At 44.4% G+C, this 17,415-nt stretch carries 19 protein-coding genes; 8 read left to right on the forward strand and 11 right to left on the reverse strand.

Annotated elements, in window-relative coordinates; genetic code table 11:
- Positions 1-80 precede the first annotated feature (80 nt).
- The 3 genes from ACKTR2_RS04840 to ACKTR2_RS04850 form a co-directional block, all read right to left on the reverse strand.
- Complete coding sequence (locus ACKTR2_RS04840) at positions 81-653, reverse strand: GNAT family N-acetyltransferase (RefSeq protein ID WP_407883063.1); 573 nt, start codon at positions 651-653, stop codon at positions 81-83.
- 40 nt (positions 654-693) lie between these two features.
- On the reverse strand, positions 694-1,506 hold the full coding sequence (locus tag ACKTR2_RS04845) for a Cof-type HAD-IIB family hydrolase (protein WP_407883065.1): 813 nt from the start codon (positions 1,504-1,506) through the stop codon (positions 694-696).
- Positions 1,507-1,687: 181 nt separating this feature from the next.
- The gene (locus ACKTR2_RS04850; RefSeq protein ID WP_407883067.1) at positions 1,688-2,881 is read right to left on the reverse strand and encodes a CynX/NimT family MFS transporter; all 1,194 of its coding nucleotides are present in this window, start codon (positions 2,879-2,881) and stop codon (positions 1,688-1,690) included.
- A gap of 312 nt (positions 2,882-3,193) precedes the next feature.
- Here ACKTR2_RS04850 and ACKTR2_RS04855 point away from each other — a divergent pair, with 312 nt between their 5' ends.
- Positions 3,194-3,565: a DUF1304 domain-containing protein gene (locus ACKTR2_RS04855; RefSeq protein WP_407883069.1), complete on the forward strand. Its 372-nt coding sequence runs from the start codon at positions 3,194-3,196 to the stop codon at positions 3,563-3,565.
- 156 nt (positions 3,566-3,721) lie between these two features.
- On the opposite strand, the gene ACKTR2_RS04860 is transcribed toward ACKTR2_RS04855, so the two are convergent.
- Positions 3,722-4,459 carry a hypothetical protein gene (locus tag ACKTR2_RS04860; protein WP_407883071.1) on the reverse strand — a complete coding sequence of 246 codons (738 nt, stop codon included), beginning with the start codon at positions 4,457-4,459 and terminating at the stop codon, positions 3,722-3,724.
- A 183-nt stretch (positions 4,460-4,642) separates the two neighbouring features.
- Between ACKTR2_RS04860 and ACKTR2_RS04865 the strand changes: the two genes are divergently transcribed.
- Both ACKTR2_RS04865 and ACKTR2_RS04870 read left to right on the forward strand, forming a co-directional pair.
- Entirely contained in the window at positions 4,643-5,266 is a 624-nt protein-coding gene (locus ACKTR2_RS04865; protein WP_407883073.1) for a DedA family protein, read from the forward strand.
- 115 nt (positions 5,267-5,381) lie between these two features.
- Positions 5,382-5,621, forward strand: coding sequence for a hypothetical protein (locus tag ACKTR2_RS04870; protein WP_407883075.1), 240 nt, complete (start codon positions 5,382-5,384; stop codon positions 5,619-5,621).
- A gap of 219 nt (positions 5,622-5,840) precedes the next feature.
- Here the strand turns inward: ACKTR2_RS04870 and ACKTR2_RS04875 are convergent, their stop codons facing one another.
- From ACKTR2_RS04875 to rlmD, 3 genes are read right to left on the reverse strand one after another with little or no spacing between them, the layout of a single operon-like run.
- On the reverse strand, positions 5,841-7,280 hold the full coding sequence (locus ACKTR2_RS04875; RefSeq protein ID WP_407883077.1) for an MFS transporter: 1,440 nt from the start codon (positions 7,278-7,280) through the stop codon (positions 5,841-5,843).
- A 38-nt stretch (positions 7,281-7,318) separates the two neighbouring features.
- The gene (locus ACKTR2_RS04880; RefSeq protein ID WP_407883079.1) at positions 7,319-7,927 is read right to left on the reverse strand and encodes a hypothetical protein; all 609 of its coding nucleotides are present in this window, start codon (positions 7,925-7,927) and stop codon (positions 7,319-7,321) included.
- Between the two features lie 44 nt (positions 7,928-7,971).
- Positions 7,972-9,405 carry a 23S rRNA (uracil(1939)-C(5))-methyltransferase RlmD gene (rlmD, locus tag ACKTR2_RS04885; RefSeq protein WP_407883081.1) on the reverse strand — a complete coding sequence of 478 codons (1,434 nt, stop codon included), beginning with the start codon at positions 9,403-9,405 and terminating at the stop codon, positions 7,972-7,974.
- A gap of 194 nt (positions 9,406-9,599) precedes the next feature.
- On the opposite strand from rlmD, the gene ACKTR2_RS04890 reads away from it, so the two are divergent.
- Both ACKTR2_RS04890 and ACKTR2_RS04895 read left to right on the forward strand, forming a co-directional pair.
- Entirely contained in the window at positions 9,600-10,256 is a 657-nt protein-coding gene (locus tag ACKTR2_RS04890) for an ABC transporter ATP-binding protein (protein ID WP_407883083.1), read from the forward strand.
- The gene (locus ACKTR2_RS04895; RefSeq protein ID WP_407883085.1) at positions 10,249-11,040 is read left to right on the forward strand and encodes an ABC transporter permease; all 792 of its coding nucleotides are present in this window, start codon (positions 10,249-10,251) and stop codon (positions 11,038-11,040) included. The genes ACKTR2_RS04890 and ACKTR2_RS04895 overlap by 8 nt, the downstream gene beginning before the upstream one ends.
- A gap of 285 nt (positions 11,041-11,325) precedes the next feature.
- Here the strand turns inward: ACKTR2_RS04895 and ACKTR2_RS04900 are convergent, their stop codons facing one another.
- Both ACKTR2_RS04900 and ACKTR2_RS04905 read right to left on the reverse strand, forming a co-directional pair.
- Entirely contained in the window at positions 11,326-12,246 is a 921-nt protein-coding gene (locus tag ACKTR2_RS04900; RefSeq protein WP_407883087.1) for a DUF4097 family beta strand repeat-containing protein, read from the reverse strand.
- Positions 12,247-12,445: 199 nt separating this feature from the next.
- Entirely contained in the window at positions 12,446-12,883 is a 438-nt protein-coding gene (locus ACKTR2_RS04905) for an ArsC/Spx/MgsR family protein (protein WP_407883089.1), read from the reverse strand.
- Between the two features lie 335 nt (positions 12,884-13,218).
- On the opposite strand from ACKTR2_RS04905, the gene ACKTR2_RS04910 reads away from it, so the two are divergent.
- From ACKTR2_RS04910 to ACKTR2_RS04920, 3 genes are read left to right on the forward strand one after another with little or no spacing between them, the layout of a single operon-like run.
- The gene (locus ACKTR2_RS04910) at positions 13,219-13,869 is read left to right on the forward strand and encodes a hypothetical protein (protein WP_407883091.1); all 651 of its coding nucleotides are present in this window, start codon (positions 13,219-13,221) and stop codon (positions 13,867-13,869) included.
- Between the two features lie 12 nt (positions 13,870-13,881).
- Positions 13,882-14,265, forward strand: a complete 384-nt coding sequence (locus ACKTR2_RS04915) for an HIT family protein (protein WP_407883093.1) — start codon at positions 13,882-13,884, stop codon at positions 14,263-14,265.
- 59 nt (positions 14,266-14,324) lie between these two features.
- Entirely contained in the window at positions 14,325-15,200 is an 876-nt protein-coding gene (locus tag ACKTR2_RS04920) for an NAD(P)-dependent oxidoreductase (RefSeq protein WP_407883095.1), read from the forward strand.
- A 147-nt stretch (positions 15,201-15,347) separates the two neighbouring features.
- Here the strand turns inward: ACKTR2_RS04920 and ACKTR2_RS04925 are convergent, their stop codons facing one another.
- Together ACKTR2_RS04925 and ACKTR2_RS04930 are read right to left on the reverse strand one after the other, a co-directional pair.
- Complete coding sequence (locus tag ACKTR2_RS04925; RefSeq protein WP_407883096.1) at positions 15,348-16,358, reverse strand: baeRF3 domain-containing protein; 1,011 nt, start codon at positions 16,356-16,358, stop codon at positions 15,348-15,350.
- 251 nt (positions 16,359-16,609) lie between these two features.
- A complete protein-coding gene (locus tag ACKTR2_RS04930) occupies positions 16,610-17,413 on the reverse strand; it encodes a glycosyltransferase family 2 protein (RefSeq protein WP_407883098.1) in 804 nt (267 codons plus the stop codon).
- Positions 17,414-17,415 lie beyond the last annotated feature (2 nt).

Consider the following 17,415-nt stretch of genomic DNA (forward strand, 5'->3'; position numbering starts at 1 on the left):
AGGTTGAATTGACCAAACGTCAGCAAGACCGAGAAGAAGGTCGTTATTCGCGTCATCGTCGTGGTCATCAACGCTAAGTCTTACCACATAATGCGCTCGCCCACCTCAAGGGCAATTGTAGCGCCAGCGATGGCGGCTTGGTGATCTAAAGCACTGGGGGTGAAGAGACTGAGCATTGCGACAGTGCCAATCTTGTCACTGGCGATCGGGTCGGCAGTGGTTCCACCAATCAAGACCGTTTGAGGTGAACTGGTCCAACCGCCTTGTTCATAGAATGGAACCAGATCGGGCGCACAGGTAAAAATGGAGAAATCGGCATCATCATGTTGAATCAGGGCAAAAGCAGTCATAATTAGGGAGATACCGAAGCCCTTTCGTCGATATTTTGGTGCGACCATCACTTCTGATAAGCCACTGATTTGATAGCGATGATCAGCAATCACGACACTAGTTGATGGGATTTTTAAGGAGCCGACTAATTGACCGTCGTCATCTTTCATCGTCAAAACCAACATCTGCTCATAGTATGAGCGAAGTTGTTGCACTTGTTTGGGATCATCAACAATTCCGGGCCAATAGTGATCGCTCAATTGAGCAATTGCATGTTGATCGGACTCTGAAAGCGCGAAATAGTGTGAGGTTTCTGTCTTCATAAAATTCCTTTTTGGTTGATTCGTGAAGGGTTAATGGAGGTTAACATGGGAGATCTAACACGGTTTCAATGGTATCAAGCACGCCATCATCGTCATTGGTCTTTTGAGTCACTTGATTGGCAGCAGCTTTAATTCTGGACGCTGCATTTAGCATGGCATAACTGTGACCGACATGGCGTAGCATGGCAATATCATTATCATTGTCGCCAAACGCCATAACTTGATCTGGAGAAATTTGCCAATAACGTTCGAGCACTGCTAAACCGACTTGTTTGTTAACGTGGCTGGGAATAATATCTAAGCCGCCAAAGCCACTGGCAGTTGCGGTTAATGATGTCGGTAGTTGGCGATTTAGCCAAGCGGCACGTTGATCGGCTAAATTATCAGGCCAAACAAGGTCTAATTTCAATACGTCATCTTGGACTGCAAGTAGGTTGGTGACTAATTGTAAATCCGTGTAAAAGTAATTGGCCGAGGCCAGTAGCTCATCAGTTACCGGCTTTTGTAAATAGGCACCATGGAGACCAGAAATAACGATAGCGCCACCTTGCAGCAGGGGTGATTGATGAATTAGGGACAAACTTTTGTTCAATAGGCTTGGCGAAATCGTCTCGCTGAATAGGGTTTGTTGATTACTAACCACCAGGCCACCATTTTCAGCTAAGAAATCGATCCCGTCAAAATTAGTAAAAATATCCGTGAGGTGCCGAAGCTGATTGCCGCTCGCAATTACAAAATGGATGTGTCGGGCTGAGAGTTGGCGTAAAATTCGGGCGAAACGGTCGTGGTCAAATTGATGATCTGTCCGAATAAAAGTGCCGTCAATATCAGTAGCAATCATTTTGATTGGCATGGCGAGCACTCCTTTGTTAAGTGATAACAAGAGCGTATCATGTTTAACTCAAGGACTCAATTTGCTTTCTCGAAAAAAATGATTGAAATCATGGTCCGCGACTACGAGAGCCCACTAAAACAGCCTCATTTTCCTGAAAATTGGAAAATGAGGCTGTTTTAGGCGCTCACATGGCGCATTTTTAATGGAAAACGTCAGGCTTATGATCGACGTACAGTGCCGTCACAATCGTCAATAGGGCAATAATCAATAAAACGCCCATTAATAAATTCCAGCCACCAAGTAAGACATGCAATGTGCCAAAAGCAATGGGGCCAATCGCCGCAATGAGATAACCGAAAGATTGAGCCATTCCGGACAGATCAGCTGTCTCTTGTGGCGTGCGCGTTTTAAGATTGAATAACGTCATGGCCAAAGCAAATGAGGCGGTTGTGGCCGATCCTAAGATAATACTTAGAATTGCAAAGTACCAGACAGCGTGAAGGGGGAGTAACAGGCCGCCAATACCCAAAACGAAACCAAAGCCGATCGTGAGTAACAGGTTACGCAAGCTGCTAGCCTTTGCTGAAATGACGGGTACAGCATAAGCGGCAGGTAATGAGGCGATTTGATATAGCCCTAACAGTAGACTGGCCGTATTAGCAGATATACCTCGGTCGACCATCAAGGTTGGTAACCAGGTGATTAAAGTGTAGAACACAAATGACTGCAACCCCATAAAGAGTGTCATGACCCAAGCGGTTGGTTGGCGCCAAACTGAGCCTCGCGAGGTCGTTGTCTTTGATACCGTAGTCGCGTTAGCACGATGGTTATAGCGTAAATTCGGCAGCCAAGTGACAATGTTTACTAAAGCAACTAATGTGAAAATTTGAATAGTTAATTGCCAGCCAATTTTCCCGGCCAGTGGAGCAGAAATTCCGGCTGAAATTGCCGAGAAAAAGGTCATCGAAAATGAGTAAAGGCTGGTCATTTCGCCAATTTTTTGCGGATAGTTTTCAGCCACTAAAGCTGGTAATAAAACATTTAAAAAAGCAATGCCTACGCCGACGAGTAGTGTACCAATGATTAAGGCGGTGGCAGAATACACCCGCATCCAGTTGCCAACTGCTAGAATGATTAGCGCGATTAGTAAGGCAAATTCAGTGCCGATCTTGGCCGAAATTCGAGGTGCAATTGGCGACAATACCGCAAAACACAGTAGTGGGATGGTGGTTAAACTGCCGGCAACACCGCTGGATAGATGTAAGGTCCGAGATATTGGCGCCAGAATTGGCGGAATGACCGTAATCACCATCCGCAAACTAGACCCGAGTAAAATTATCCCGAGCATCAGCCAGCTGCTATGTTTAACTGCTTGTTTCATCTTGTCAGACATCAATAAACCTCCATATTAGACGGAGAAATTTTGTTTGAGTTATTTTATGAGCAACAGGTGCTCATGGCCGAACAATGCGACCAATATAGTTTACTCGCGTGACCGACATTGAGCAACAAATTTTCGGAACTGACAAGGTGCCTCATATTTTTGGCGACTGTAAACTATATTGGAAAGATTTACTCTGGCACGGGTCTCCGTTTCCAATTGACTAAAAGTTGATGCACCCTCTGCATAGTGTTAGTGAGTCAGTAGACAGGAGGCCGTAAATGGCGTAGGCTGCATTCAATACTAAAAATGAGGTGACAAGTCGTGTTGGCATTTACGCTCGGATTAGTTGGTGTGGTTGGTCTGGAACATCTGTTCATTATGTGGTTAGAAATGTTTCAGTCAACTGGTCGAATTGCCCAACAAACGTTCGGTGGGGACCAAAGCTTTTTGGAGCAGCTGCAGGTTAAAGCATTGTTCAAGAATTTAGGCCTATACAACGGTTTTATTGGCGTCGGCATTTTGTGGTCGTTATTTGCGTTACCCACATTAGAGATGCGAGCTGTCTTAATTTTATTCATGGGGTTCGTTGTGTTGGCGGCGATCGTCGGTGCAGTTACGATCAGTCGGCGGATCTTTGTCGTTCAGGGCTTACCAGCACTACTCGCGGTGCTTTGTGTGCTCCTCTTTGTCTAAACTGTTTTGAAAAGTGACGCAAATTAGCGGGGGTTTAATGCCTAACAAGCTAGCGTTGCAATGTAAGATTGAAATTGATGAATCATGACAGAATAAAACCAGCATCTGATAGCGGATGCTGGTTTTTGGTGTAAACGTAATTAATTGCTGGAGGAGTCATTTCGTCGTGGTATTAGCTGGCGTGTGTGTGAAATGATGTTTGAGTTGTTTGACAAAATGGCGGTCTGACCAACCCTGAACCCAACCTTGCGTTAAAAATGCCCAGACAGTGCCAAAATTAACGGCCCATAAGGTATGGTGATTGGCGAAGAAGCAACAGATCATAATGATGACAGGCGGAAGATAACTGAGCATTTGAGACGCCGTGGCCAATCCATGCAGGTAGCGAAAACGAATGATATAGGATAAATCATCATTCGGATGCATGATCAAGTTGGCTCGCTGATAAAGTGAAACGGCGGCGCCGACACCAAACAGACCGATCATGTTGACAATAATCAAGACGGTTAACTGAACCGGATGGCTTAGATCCCCATGTAAGTATTTAATGCCCACAATGTTTGACCAAAAGGGAACGATGAATTGAATGAGGTAACTAAAGGGCACGACAAATAAAATATTTCGCAAGAGTCGCTGCCAATCGAAACGACCAATCAAAAGAAGATCTAAAAATGCGACGAGGATACCATAGATGGTTAGGACGAGTCCAAGGGCTTGGCTGGCGATAGCTGGACTCGTTGAATGGGTTACCCAATGAGCCAAGTTGACAGCCGACGCGGTCCAAACGGCGCTACCCATATTCGTGGTGATTGTTAGCGCGTTAAAAGTTGCGTTTAGAAGAATCGAAATTACGAGCCATAAAAGACGTTGTTCAGTATCCTGACGATTTTGCACAAGTAGCCTCTTTTCCTTCAGTGTTCTTTTCAGTATAGCTGAAAATGATTAAGAAATTGTCAGATTAGCAGTAAATCCTCGACGGGAACGTTCAAATCAGGAATAATGATGGTACGAATTTACCGAGAAGAACCTCGGTACAGCAGTTGCCCCTATCTGCCATCCAATTGAAAGGTGACACTAATGGAACAACAGTTAATCGATTTTATGAACCAATTTGGTTATATCGGCATTGTTTTATTGATTGCTTTGGAAAACGTCTTTCCGCCGATTCCCTCTGAAGTTATTTTGACCTTTGCTGGATTTATGACCTTAGCCGCCGATCTCACCATTACGGGGAGCGTTATCGCAGCCACGAGTGGTGCAGTTATCGGTGCAGGATTGCTGTATGGAATTGGTCGCTGGCTAAATGTAACGCGCTTAGAACGATTAATTAATAGTCGTCTAGGTCGAAGTTTACGCTTAAAACAGACAGATATTGAAAAAGCGCAGCAACTATTTAATCGTCACGGCCGCAAGACAATCTTCTTTGGTCGCTTCATTCCGGTGGTGCGAAGTTTAATCTCAATTCCAGCCGGGATGACCAAGATGCCATGGCAACCATTTGTTTTATTAACAACCTTAGGAACGATGATTTGGAATATTGTTTTAATCGGACTCGGTCGTTTAGCTGGTCGAGCTTGGAGTCAGGTCTCTGGTGTTGTTGATACGTTTTCAACAATCGTCGCGGTGGGCCTCGCTGGTTTATTTATCATTGGCGCCCTTTGGTATTATGTCAAGCGCATTCGACCAGCGCGGGTAGAATGAGTCAAAACCGTTGTACCCTGGCATCACCTGGCGCTAATCACCTTTTATTTCTGGCTTAACAAGTCTTATAAAGAAGTCTATGATGAGCTTAGGTTAAATTTGGGAGGCAACGGTGATGGAAGAACGCAAGTTAATTACGGAAATTTTGAATACCGAGGATGTGGCTTATACGATTTCTGCTCCTCACGATGGTAAGATCACGTTGTTAATTAATCAGCTAAAAAACGACAAGCGGCCGTTAGCAACGGTTGAAACAGAAATTGTTCACGAGCTTGACCGCGCAGAATTAACTTATGTTGAACATCTGAATCCAGATCCGCAAACAGCTATGCAGTTAGATATCAACGTTAAATAGCGATTGTGAGATCGCCGAATTAAAAGATCGAGTCAAAAACTGAACCGTTAATTTCTAATTTATAGAAATTTAGCGGTTCGGTTTTTTCGATTTGTCGAGCTACACAAGCCTGATGTCTGTGCCTAGCCCGGCCTTCTTAATTGGCAAAAAGCGCCAACCAGTCAATCCCAGCTAGTGCTCAACATCACCCCCCCGGCTTGTTTCGCTCTGAGTTCGCTTTTAAATGTCTTTTGATTGACGCTGCTGATTCAATGAATTTGATATTACTCGACGACTGTTTAGTAGCCAACCTAAAAGACCCAGCGCAATCAGGATCAAGCAAAAGGCGATTAGGTAGCTAAAATGCATACCGAAGACAAACCACTGCGGGTGTTGTTGTGGATAACTGGTTAATCGATAGCCAGCTTTAAGGCTGATGCCGACGTAGAGCAGTGATGTGGATAAAGATAGGCCAATGGTCATCCCTAGATTGCGACCAAGAGCGGCGATTGCACCTGCAATCCCTTGAAATTGCGGGCCAGCATTTCCCATAATCATGGGATTGTTTTGGAAGGCGCCGTTAGCGATTCCGAAACCGGCCAGCGCCACAATTAACCAAACGATGGACCAGTTTGGTTGGACGAAGATGAAAATTAGTCCCGGAATAATAAATAAAAATAACGCGTAAAAGGAGACGCGTTCGGCGCCAATATGATCAGCAATGATGCCACCGGTTGGGGCACTAATGATGTTTAACAATGGTACTGTCATTAGGATTAAACCTGCACTAGCTGCCGATAAAGTAAGGGTCTCTTGTAAGTAAAATGGCATCAGAACATTGTTGAAATAACCAACCATGTAGACTAACATCGCCGAAATAATGCCCAACGAGAAACCTCGATTAGCAAAGATTTTTAAGTCGATTAAAGGATCAGACACGTGATGTTCAATGCCAATAAAAGCAGCGAGTAAGATGCCAGCAACGATAAACAGTGAGAGGACGCCAGTTTGATGAAAGCCAACGGCCTGACCCCAGAAAATGGCGACGAAAAAGGTGATCATCATTGGCGCGAATGTGCTATACCCCCACCAGTCTACGTGGACATGTGCTAATTTCAACGGTGACTTAGGAAAGATCCGATTGCCGAACCAAAAGGCGATCAGACCAATTGGTAAATTAACAAAGAAAATCCAGTGCCAGTTTACCAATGAAATAATTAATCCACCAAGACCTGGTCCGGCTAAATTACCCACTTGCACAAAGGCGCTGTTGATCCCCAATGCGCGACCATGTTGATCAACTGAAAAAATCTGGGTGATAATGCCAAAATTGGTTGCCATCACCATGGCAGATCCCAGCGCTTGGACAGCTCGGGCGGCTAACAGCAGCGGTAAGCTTTGGCTTAATCCGCAGCCCAATGAACCTACTAAGAAAATGAGCGTTCCCACTTGAAAGACGGGAATCCGGCCAATTTGATCGGAAAGCTTTCCGAAAAAAATCAGTAAAGTACAGATGAGGACTAAATAAACTGAGACGACCCATTCAGCTTCATTCATAGGAACCTTTAAGTCCCGACTAATATGGGGGATGGCGATATTGACGATACTAGCATCGATTGTCGACATAAAGGACACTGATGAGGTGGCTAGCAGTAGTAGCCACCGGGAACGTTGCTGCATAAACTAATCTCCGTAAAAATACTTGAACGACGAAAAAATTATTGATCAATATGGCCGGCATCCTCATGACGGCCCAGAACAATCTGACGAATATTTTGTGACCGGCTCGCTAAACGGAATGTATAGGTAGCACTGATAATGCCAGTTAATGACCAAAGATACCAGGCCGTTTGCCCTTGACCAGCGAAGCGAAAGACACTCATGATATCTGCCAATATCTCTGCTTTGGCCTGTGCAAAGATCTCGCGTTCACTCAGTAGATGATGGTTAGCGAGAATTTGTAAACCAAATTGTACCAATAAGGCAATCAGCCAGCCGATGAGATAGTGTTGGCCACCACGCACTTTGACCACTTTTCGATAAATAGGCTGTTCTACCCCTTGGTCGTCTTTAAAATAAGCCCGTGGTTGATTCACCAACCTAATTTGGGCGTAGCGAGCTTGGTACCAGCCAAGACCAACACCGACGATCAAAATAGCTAATAAACTGAGGAAAGCGAGTGGGCGCCATGTGAAGGTGGTTAAAAAATTGATCAAACAAAAGATTGGAATGATCACATAGCTTAGGCGACCGACCGTGTTATATTCAAATTGATCAAAAATGAAATAGACAAAAACCGCTAAGGAAAGCAGTAACGATGTAGACATGATCGGACACTCCTTCGCGTAAGTTCAAAAATAGTTAGTCCCGATTAACGCCGGGACAATTTAACGACTGCTTCGACACGCGCTGTTTGAGGAAACATATCAATGGATTGAATGTAGTCGACTTGATAGGTGGTCGCCAATGCAACAAGATCTTTGGCTAGCGTCGATGGATTGCATGAGATGTAAACAAATTTTGGGGGTTGAACTTGCAGGATGGTGTCAATCATTGTCTCAGCCAGACCGGCACGTGGTGGATCCACGACCAGCGCGTCAGGACGCCAACCTTGACTAACCCATTGCGGCAATAAGTCTTCGGCAGTTCCAGTAAAGTAGGTTGCATTCTCAATATGATTTAACTGTGCGTTGCGATTGGCGTCGTCGACGGACTCACTAACGGTATCCATACCGCGAATCTCGCCAACCTGTTCGGCTAAGCTTAACCCAATTGTGCCTACCCCAGAGTAAGCGTCGACCAAGCGCTGTGCATGAGTTAAATCAAGTGCTTTAATGGCTTCTTGATATAAGCGCGTGGTTTGATCAGGGTTCAACTGTAAGAAGGCTCGAGGTGATAGTTCAAATTGTTTGTCAAGCAAAGTTTCAGTGATGTAGTCTTGGCCAGCTAATTTACGCGTTTCATCACCCCAAACGAGAGATGTTTTGCCCGGGTTAATGTTTTGCATGACAGAAACAACTTGCGGCAAGCGATCATGAATTAATTCCAGTAATTGTCGTTTTTTAGGTAGTTTAGGTGTGTTTGTGACCAACGTTACTTGGACTTCGCCGGTCGCCTGAGAAGAACGAGCAATTAGGGTTTTAATGATGCCCGAACTTTGTTCCTCATTATAAATAGGTAAATCAAGCTCTTCTAGAATGGTGACGAGGCCACGAATCACAGTCAACGTTGCCTTATTTTGTGTACTAGCTTCAGGTAAATCCACTAAATCATGGGTACCCTCTTTGTATAAGCCTGCCTCTACATGGTCCCCCGGTTTTCGTACTTGGAACTGCGCTTTGTTGCGGTAGTGATAGGGATTGCTCATGCCAATCGTTGGACGCAGCTCATAATTTTTCCAACCGCGAGGGCGATATTTTTCCAAGGCTTGGACAATAACGTCACGTTTAAAGACGAGTTGTTGATCATAGGACAAATGTTCAAGCTCAAAGCCACCAACTTCACCTGCCAGTTCATCGACTGGGGTTACGCGATGGGGACTTGAGGTTCTAATTTGACGAACTTTGGCTTTTAAGAAATGGCTTGAAACCTGGGTTACCTCGACGACAACCACTTCATCAGGGAGTGCTCCTGGGACAAAGGTAATCTTATGCTTGTAGTATCCAATGCCTTCACCGTTAATGCCCAAACGCTTGATGGTGAGTGGAAATCGTTGCCCAACCGTCACTGACACAGGGGTTGCTGGGGTTGGACGATGTGGTGACTGTGATGTTGGACGGAAGTTAGTCATTCTATTATTGTTCATTCTTTTCTCCGGATAGCTTGGAACAGGGATAAATTAATCTTCACAATCATAGCATTTTTAGCCAGTGAACGGCAGTCAACGCCAACGTAATTGATCATATAAATCTTGGTGATCTTAGGCACGATGACCGGACATTCTGTACTCAGTAAGTTATGATTTAAGTATAGAATTACTCTTATTTAAAGGAGCAGCTGATGGGAGATTTATTAACGTTAGAAAAGATTGCTTATCGAATTGACCAGCAAACGATTGTGAGTGACATTGATCTGAGGATCGCTAAGGGTCAACGTATGACCATCGTGGGGCCCTCTGGTTCAGGGAAAAGTACTGTCTTACAACTTATCGCCCGGATGATCACCGCAACTAGTGGAAAGATGACCTTTGACGGCCAGGATGCCTTTTCTTATGAGCCAACCGTTTATCGACGACGAATTTCTTATTGCTTTCAACAACCCACGTTGTTTGGAACGACTGTCGCCGACAATTTGAATTTTCCGTTTGATATTCGAGGTAAAACAATCGATTCAAAACGTCAGTTGGATTTACTGGATCAGGTTAATTTACCCACCAGTTATTTAGATCATGAGATCACCGAGTTATCTGGCGGGGAGCGGCAGCGCGTGGCATTAATTCGCAATCTCGTCTTTCCGCCTGATGTCTTGTTACTTGATGAAGTCACAACCGGCTTAGATGCAGATAATAAATCAATTGTCCATGAGTTGATCGATCATTTTCAACAAAAAGGTGGTACCGTGATTGCCGTCACGCATGATGACAGTGAAATTGCCCAAGCCGATGTTCTTTATCGAATTGAAAAGGGACACCACGTTCAGGAGGCTAGCCATGCATAATAGTGTTAATGTGAACAATTTAAGTCTGGCATTTGCGGCAGGCTTAGTGTTAGTTGCGTTATTTATCGGATGGCGTCAGAAGTTGGGTGTCAATCGTGACATGATTATTGGAGTTATTCGCGCCATTGTACAGCTTACGATTGTGGGATTTGTCCTCAAATATATTTTTGCGGTGAATAATGTTCTGCTGACGTTGGCCATGATTTTAGTCATTATTTTTAACGCGGCCTATAATGCCCGTAAACGTGGTCAAGGTATTCCACATATCTTTTGGTCGTCATTTTGGTCCATTTTAATCAGTACTAGTGTGACCTTAAGCGGGCTGGTTTTATCTGGTGCGATAAAATTTGTTCCTTCACAGATGATTCCAATTTCTGGGATGATCGCCAGCAATTCAATGGTCGCAATTGGGTTATGTTATCGTAATATGCTTAGTCTATTTCGTGATCAACGACAGCAGGTATTGGAACGAATTGCGTTAGGCGCAACGCCGCACGATTCAGCAATTTCAATTGTTCGCGAATGTATTCGAACAGGGATGCAACCGACGATTGATGCATCAAAAACTTATGGGATCGTGAGTCTACCAGGCATGATGTCAGGATTGATTTTTGCGGGGGTCGATCCAGTCTATGCGATTAAATATCAAATTATGGTCGTATTTATGTTGTTATCGGCGACAAGTCTAGGATCGGTCAGTGCATCATACATTGCGTATCGCCGTTTCTTCAACCAGGATCAACAATTGGTCATAAAAACTGACGCTAAGCGGTCTCAGTCATAATGATTGATTTGGTTGGCGTTTTTTGCCAATTAGACGGCCTGGGCTAGGCGCAGGCAACAGGCTAGTGTAGCTCGACAAACACAATCAGAGTGAAACAAGCCGGGTGGTGACGAGCACTAGCTGAGGCTGACTGGTTGGCGTTTTTTTGCCAATTAGACGGCCTGGGCTAGGCGCAGGCAACAGGCTAGTGTAGCTCGACAAACAGTCCTTATCCCCCAAGCTTGTTCTGGGGGATAAGGACTGTTTTAATTAGATTTAATATTGTCGTATTACCGGTCAAATCATTTAGTGTGTCTCTAAGACTAGTGATCCCACCACGGTGAGCATACTGATTAATAAATCACTAGCATCACCCACGGCACCAGTTTGATAACGACGTTCATTATTTGAAAAATGAGCATTTTCTGGTGTCTTTAATGTGCCAATCGAGGTTTCTAGATTAAAGCGGTAACTTAAAGTTCGTGGGACTTGCAGCCGTACCGATCCGGCAGATGATTCGGCCGTGATGTTGCCGTCGACAGTGGTAAAGGCTAGCTTGGCAGAGCCACTGGTAACATTGAAACGACCGCTGCCATGTGCATCGATCAAGCGTAATGCGCCTGCGTCACAATGAACATTGTAGCGACCATAGGCAGTGGCTAGCGCTACGTTTCCGGTCACAGCGTTGATGGTGGCATCAGTTGCGGATAACTGTTCACCATTGATCGCACCACTGACTGAGTCAATTAGTAAACTATGAGTCTTTAAATGGCTAAGTGCGATACTACCGCTGGTGGACGTGATTGCTAAATGCCGCAATTGTGGTAAATCAACCAATTTGATGGTACCGCTGACCGAGTTGATTTCTAAGCGCTGGTGGTAGGTGCTGGGCACTTCAATCTCGATTCGAATATGTAGTTTGTCCTTGGCAGGGCGATCGCCGGCACGAATGATTAGCGTATCCATTGTTTGATCGACTTTAGCATAGTACTGGGCCTCATCGAGGAGCATGTATTCACGCACGATCAGATCTGGTCGGTCAGTTGACTGAATGACAATGGTCGCGGCAGAATAATTGATGGCCAAGTGATCAACGTCGTTTAAAGATCGTGAAAAAGCGTTAACTAAGGTTGGTTTGCGTGCGTCAACACCGATTTCAATTGCCACGTGGCCTGGTTCACTGTGCTTGTGATGAATAAAAAAACGTCCCCAAGAGGTCAGATCCATTGCTAAAAATCTCCTATCAAATAAACATCAAGTTGTGCGTATCGTAGCATTGCGATAGGTAGATGTGAAGCTTGGAATTCATTTTTTCAGGGATGTTAGCAAAGATTTACAATTCAACGATAACGAACAATGCGGTGCAGATAATTAAACAACCTCACCCAGTGATTTGAAGGAAATCATTGAGTGAGGTTGTTGATGTTTATTGATGAAGCGCAGCCAAGATGCTGGTTAACTCTTGTTTGCGCAATTTACGGGGAATAAATGTGCCAAATTCATCTTCATTAAAGCCCACTTGAAGAATTCGACGTTGATCATCAAAAGCGATTGGCCAGCGAAGCATTTTCGGATGATTGGCGATCACTGTGATCATCTGTTTAAGGGATAGATTAGCTAAATCTAAACGTTGGCTTAAGTGATCCATGGCCATTGATCGAGGTGCTAATAATTCATCACAACCAGCTTCACTAGCAGCCAAAAATTCGCGGATTGTCATGGGCGTTAATTTTTCTCGTGATTTAACTGTTTTATTTTCAGTTGTATCAATTGGATGTTCGATGAATGGAACCGCTTTGTCTGTTAACCATTTAATGGCACGGCGGCATGAAGTTGATGAACCAATCGTATAAATGTGTAGCATATCGGCAGTCCTCCTTGCGCAGCGGATCATTGTGATTTTGACGCTGCGTCGACGTTAATTACTGTCAGCTTTTGCATGTCTTTCTGATGATCACTATAAGTTATTTTATATTTTGTGTCAATTGAATTTCTGATTTTCATATAACCAAACTCTATGAAATGTTCCTGAAAACGAACAGTGACAGGGGATTAACTAATTTAACTTTTTTTGAAAAAAATAATCTTATTTATCGCTTTCATAATAATTAACGAACTCAACAATAAGGAAAGTGAGCTTAGTGGATTCTTAAATTCGAACAACAACGGTTTCATATGGCTTTGTGCTAAACTAACGATATGAAATTGAATGAAGCACAAGCAATAACGAGTCGGATGCAACGACATCCACAGTTGAAGAAAAGTACAATTCAACCGCCAGTCACGACGAAGATCAAGCGACCACATCGTCTATTGAGCGGCCTCGTTGGTTTGATTTTTATCGTAAGTTTAGTCGCACGGCTAACGATCTTAAGCAGTTCATTTATGGTTCGAGCTGTTCAAAATCCATTGGTGATTAACCAAGTTCAACAGCAGTTGCAGACGCAAATGACTACGCATCATTTGCCAACTGGTCTGATTTCTAACCAATTGATTCGAACGGTGCTGAGTACGGGCGTTAAAGAGATCTATGCAGGCAATGTGTTAAATTTCGACGTTCCACCCGTTCAACGAGCCATTCAAGATAATCTTAACCAGCAAATGGCCACCGTGGGTTTGCAAGGTGATAGTGGAGCAGCTGTGACAAGTATGATCAGTGGTCCGGTTTTGACCGCGTTTAGTCGATCGGTTCAAAACGATCAGCTGAATGATTTTGCTGATCGCATTCAACAAACCCAATTGATCGCTGATGTGGTTATTGCTGTAAGTGGCCTTGGTTGGGGTTGGTTAATGACTAGTAATCATCACCGACGCCGGTTACGCCGATTAGCATCGCAAAGTGATAAATAGGGAGGTCAGGATATGGCAATCGAAATAACGACTTTACCAGGTTGTCCATTTTGTGAGAAGGCAGAGCTCATCATTGAAAATGACTATGCAAAAGCCTTTTGGGATATTCATCCGGTTAATCCAGGTCATACATTGATCGTCCCTAAACGCCACGTGAGCGATTGGTGGGGCGTGCTACCAGAAGAAAAGGTGGCGATCGATGATCTTGTGATGCAGATGAAGGCCATTTTAGATGAGAAATATCACCCAGATGCCTATAACATCGGCATGAATCTAGGCGCAGACGCAGGTCAAACAGTTTTTCATGCACACGTACACTTGATTCCACGGTATTTTGGTGACATGCGTGTGCCTGAAGGCGGTGTTCGTAACCTAATTCCGCGAAAATTGAAATAGATCGTGACTGATTTTGGGCAGCTAGGGTATCAGTTAAGATGGAAAGACGAGGTTTGACGATGAAAATTGGGTTTATTGGCACAGGCGTTATGGGGTCAGCGATTGCTGAACATGTATTAGCGGCAGGACACCAACTGACGGTCTTTAATCGAACCAAGGCTAAAGCACAGTCCCTACTTAATCAAGGAGCATTGTGGGCTGAAACACCGTTGGACGTGGTCGCCAATAGTGAAATCATCTTTTCCATGGTGGGGTATCCGCAAGATGTTGAGGCGATTTATTTTGGTGCAGCTGGTATCTTCGAAGGAATCCGGCCTGGCCAAATCGTGGTCGATATGACAACGAGTACGCCAACATTAGCCATTAGAATCGCGGCAGCTGCCAAAGCACGCCAAGTGGGTGCCTTAGATGCACCGGTTTCAGGCGGTGATATTGGTGCAAAAAAAGCGACATTAACGGTGATGGTTGGTGGTGATCAAGCAACTTTTGAGCAGGTGATGCCGGTATTTGAACTGATGGGCCAATCGGTTCATCGCTTCGGCGATGCCGGTGCCGGGCAGCATGCAAAAATGGCCAATCAAATCATGATTGCCGGCACGATGACCGGTTTGACGGAAATGTTGGTTTATGCAAAAGCGGCTGGTTTATCCTTGACGGATGTTTTAGCCACACTCAGTCATGGTGGTGCTGATAATTGGTCGATGGATACGTATGGGCCACGGATTTTAAAGGATGATTACACTCCCGGATTTTTTGCTAAGCACTTTTTAAAGGATTTGCGGATTGCTTTAAATGAAGCGGAAAAGATGCATCTTGATTTACCTGCAACCCAAGTGGCCAAAGCGCTCTACGAGCAGTTAGTGGATGATCAACATTTAGGTGACGATGGCACGCAAGCACTCGTTAAGTTGTGGTGGGATCAAGCTGGCAAATAGGGACAAAGAGTAAATAAACGAAGCTCGACAAAAAACCATTTCCAATCATGTTCGGCGCAATAGTCGGCAACATGATTGGAAATGGTTTTTAACGTAGGATTAAATCTGACACCAAGTAGATATGGCGCTTACCGTTTAACTAAATGGCTAGATTGTGTGGCGTAAAATGGCCAATGGTGCAACTGGTGTCATCATTTGATCGGTAAAAATGAAGATCTCAGTATCACCGACAACAGCTTGTTTAAGCAAATCATTGACGGTGCTGGCATCACCAAAGACGGTCAAAGTGTCTAAGGTCAGGACTAATGTCGCAACATCGTTAACCTTGATTTGATCAACAATTTCAGTCGGTGTTTGAATAAACTTCTTAGCACCTTGTGCGTTGGTGATCTCGGTCTGGAGGGCAGCGATACCAGCAGTCGTTAATTTGTCAGCAACTTGCTGGGCTAATTGTGCTAGTTGCATGCGATCAGCTTGCAAATTAGGGTCAATCGTTTGGGTAATTGAAGCACTTAGCGCGCGATTCTTGCTAACTTTACGGAAAGCACCTTGATCTTGTTCATTAGCAATTAAGATTAGCGGTAATTGATCTTGATTAGTGGCCTGCGTCAGAATTTGCTCATCAACGCTGGTAAAGAACGTGGTTGGGTCCGCCTTTTCCGCTGCGCTAGCAGTAATCGTGAGGATCGTGTCAAATGTGACTTGGTTGGCATATGTGACGCGTACCAAACGTGCTTGGTGCTTTTGTAGCAGGAGTAAGTCAAAGTCGGGTTGTGGCCGATTGTTAATTAGAATTGGCCATAACAATGGCTGTGGGTTGATGTATAAACCGGCAGTAATCGCGAAATTTAAGTCGATTTGTTCAATACTGTCGGTGGTGACATAAACTAACAAGCCTTGACTCAAGGTTTCCGAAGTTGGTAAGCCATTGGCAAATAGCTTATTCAGTTGAAACTGATAAGCATTCCATAATTTATTCGAATATTCTAGCTCAATGGCCGTTTTAGCTTGATCAATGAGCGAATTAAGCGTCACCGTATCCTGTTCGGGACTGTCTTCGCGAGGATGTAATGGCAAATAGAGTGAAATAACAGGTCCTTCCACTTTTTCTAAGGTGAGTAAATCCTTAATCTTTTGTTTACGGTCTTTTCTTGACATGAACTATCCCTCCAATTAAATCATTCATTGTTACCGACCTGTCTGAGGTCTTTGAATAAATTCAGTCTAGGTCAGGGCTACAAAAAAAGACAATTAACTTCCTCCTAGAATGCAGTGAAGTTAATTGCCAATATTCGAAGTAAAGTCAGCCCGATGATCCTGAGCATTAACTAGTCAGCGACGATTGGCGCTTTTTGCCGATGGTTGCTGGCAGCTTAAGCGCAAGGATCAGGCTGGTGGAGCTCGACATATTAATGGTCCTGTTTAAATAAATCGTTCAGTGTTGCTCGATTTGAGGCGAGGACTTTTTGTAACGATAATTGCAAATCAGATTCTTGGATCACGTTACTAATCTTATCTAGTGCGTTCATTTCAGCCGCAAAGGTTTTCGCGGAGAGATTGTGGCTGGCGCTGCCACTGTGGGTGACATAATGGTAGGTCTGATAAGCATCATACCAAAATGTACGCGCATCACGAATGAAACTGACGTTAAATAATTGATCTTCCATGACGGATAGGCTTGTGTCAAATTGCAGTTGGTTTTCAACAATGAAGGCACGTGAGTAACATTTATTCCACAGAAACCCGCGAATATCGCCGCCCGGTTTAATCACATCTTGTAACATTTCACCTTGGGTTAAATGACGCGAAAGTGGTTTGTTGGTGGTGGCTTTGATTAACAAGCCATCAGCAAAATAACCGCAGCAGGCCAAATCAGCGTGTCGAGAGATCATGTTTTTGACGAAATGTTCGATATAGTCCGGTTCACACCAATCATCACTATCTACGAAGCAGACATAGGTCCCTTCTGCGACGGTCAAAGCTCGGTTTCGGGCGGCTGACACGCCTTGGTTGGTCGATTGGTGGAGGACCTGAATTCGCTCATCTAAACTAGCCCAAAAATCACAATAGGCGCCGGATTCATCAGGCGAAGCATCGTCGACTAAAATGATTTCGATGGTTGGATAAGTCTGCCGACTGAGGCTGGCAATACAGCGATCTAAATAATCGACAGCTTTGTAAACTGGTACGATGATGGACACTAACGGTGACATAA

The organism is Furfurilactobacillus curtus (assembly GCF_045862785.1).
In the GTDB taxonomy this organism is placed as follows: domain Bacteria; phylum Bacillota; class Bacilli; order Lactobacillales; family Lactobacillaceae; genus Furfurilactobacillus; species Furfurilactobacillus curtus.

Coding starts and splice junctions, on each gene's coding strand:
- ACKTR2_RS04900 (WP_407883087.1), bottom strand. CDS start 12,246: ATGGATCTGACCTCTTGGGGACGTTTTTTTATTCATCACAAGCACAGT.
- ACKTR2_RS04850 (WP_407883067.1), bottom strand. CDS start 2,881: ATGTCTGACAAGATGAAACAAGCAGTTAAACATAGCAGCTGGCTGATG.
- ACKTR2_RS04905 (WP_407883089.1), bottom strand. CDS start 12,883: ATGCTACACATTTATACGATTGGTTCATCAACTTCATGCCGCCGTGCC.
- ACKTR2_RS04895 (WP_407883085.1), top strand. CDS start 10,249: ATGCATAATAGTGTTAATGTGAACAATTTAAGTCTGGCATTTGCGGCA.
- ACKTR2_RS04865 (WP_407883073.1), top strand. CDS start 4,643: ATGGAACAACAGTTAATCGATTTTATGAACCAATTTGGTTATATCGGC.
- ACKTR2_RS04845 (WP_407883065.1), bottom strand. CDS start 1,506: ATGCCAATCAAAATGATTGCTACTGATATTGACGGCACTTTTATTCGG.
- ACKTR2_RS04930 (WP_407883098.1), bottom strand. CDS start 17,413: ATGTCACCGTTAGTGTCCATCATCGTACCAGTTTACAAAGCTGTCGAT.
- ACKTR2_RS04925 (WP_407883096.1), bottom strand. CDS start 16,358: ATGTCAAGAAAAGACCGTAAACAAAAGATTAAGGATTTACTCACCTTA.
- ACKTR2_RS04875 (WP_407883077.1), bottom strand. CDS start 7,280: ATGCAGCAACGTTCCCGGTGGCTACTACTGCTAGCCACCTCATCAGTG.
- ACKTR2_RS04840 (WP_407883063.1), bottom strand. CDS start 653: ATGAAGACAGAAACCTCACACTATTTCGCGCTTTCAGAGTCCGATCAA.
- ACKTR2_RS04920 (WP_407883095.1), top strand. CDS start 14,325: ATGAAAATTGGGTTTATTGGCACAGGCGTTATGGGGTCAGCGATTGCT.
- ACKTR2_RS04890 (WP_407883083.1), top strand. CDS start 9,600: ATGGGAGATTTATTAACGTTAGAAAAGATTGCTTATCGAATTGACCAG.
- ACKTR2_RS04880 (WP_407883079.1), bottom strand. CDS start 7,927: ATGTCTACATCGTTACTGCTTTCCTTAGCGGTTTTTGTCTATTTCATT.
- ACKTR2_RS04910 (WP_407883091.1), top strand. CDS start 13,219: ATGAAATTGAATGAAGCACAAGCAATAACGAGTCGGATGCAACGACAT.
- ACKTR2_RS04870 (WP_407883075.1), top strand. CDS start 5,382: ATGGAAGAACGCAAGTTAATTACGGAAATTTTGAATACCGAGGATGTG.
- ACKTR2_RS04915 (WP_407883093.1), top strand. CDS start 13,882: ATGGCAATCGAAATAACGACTTTACCAGGTTGTCCATTTTGTGAGAAG.
- rlmD (WP_407883081.1), bottom strand. CDS start 9,405: ATGAACAATAATAGAATGACTAACTTCCGTCCAACATCACAGTCACCA.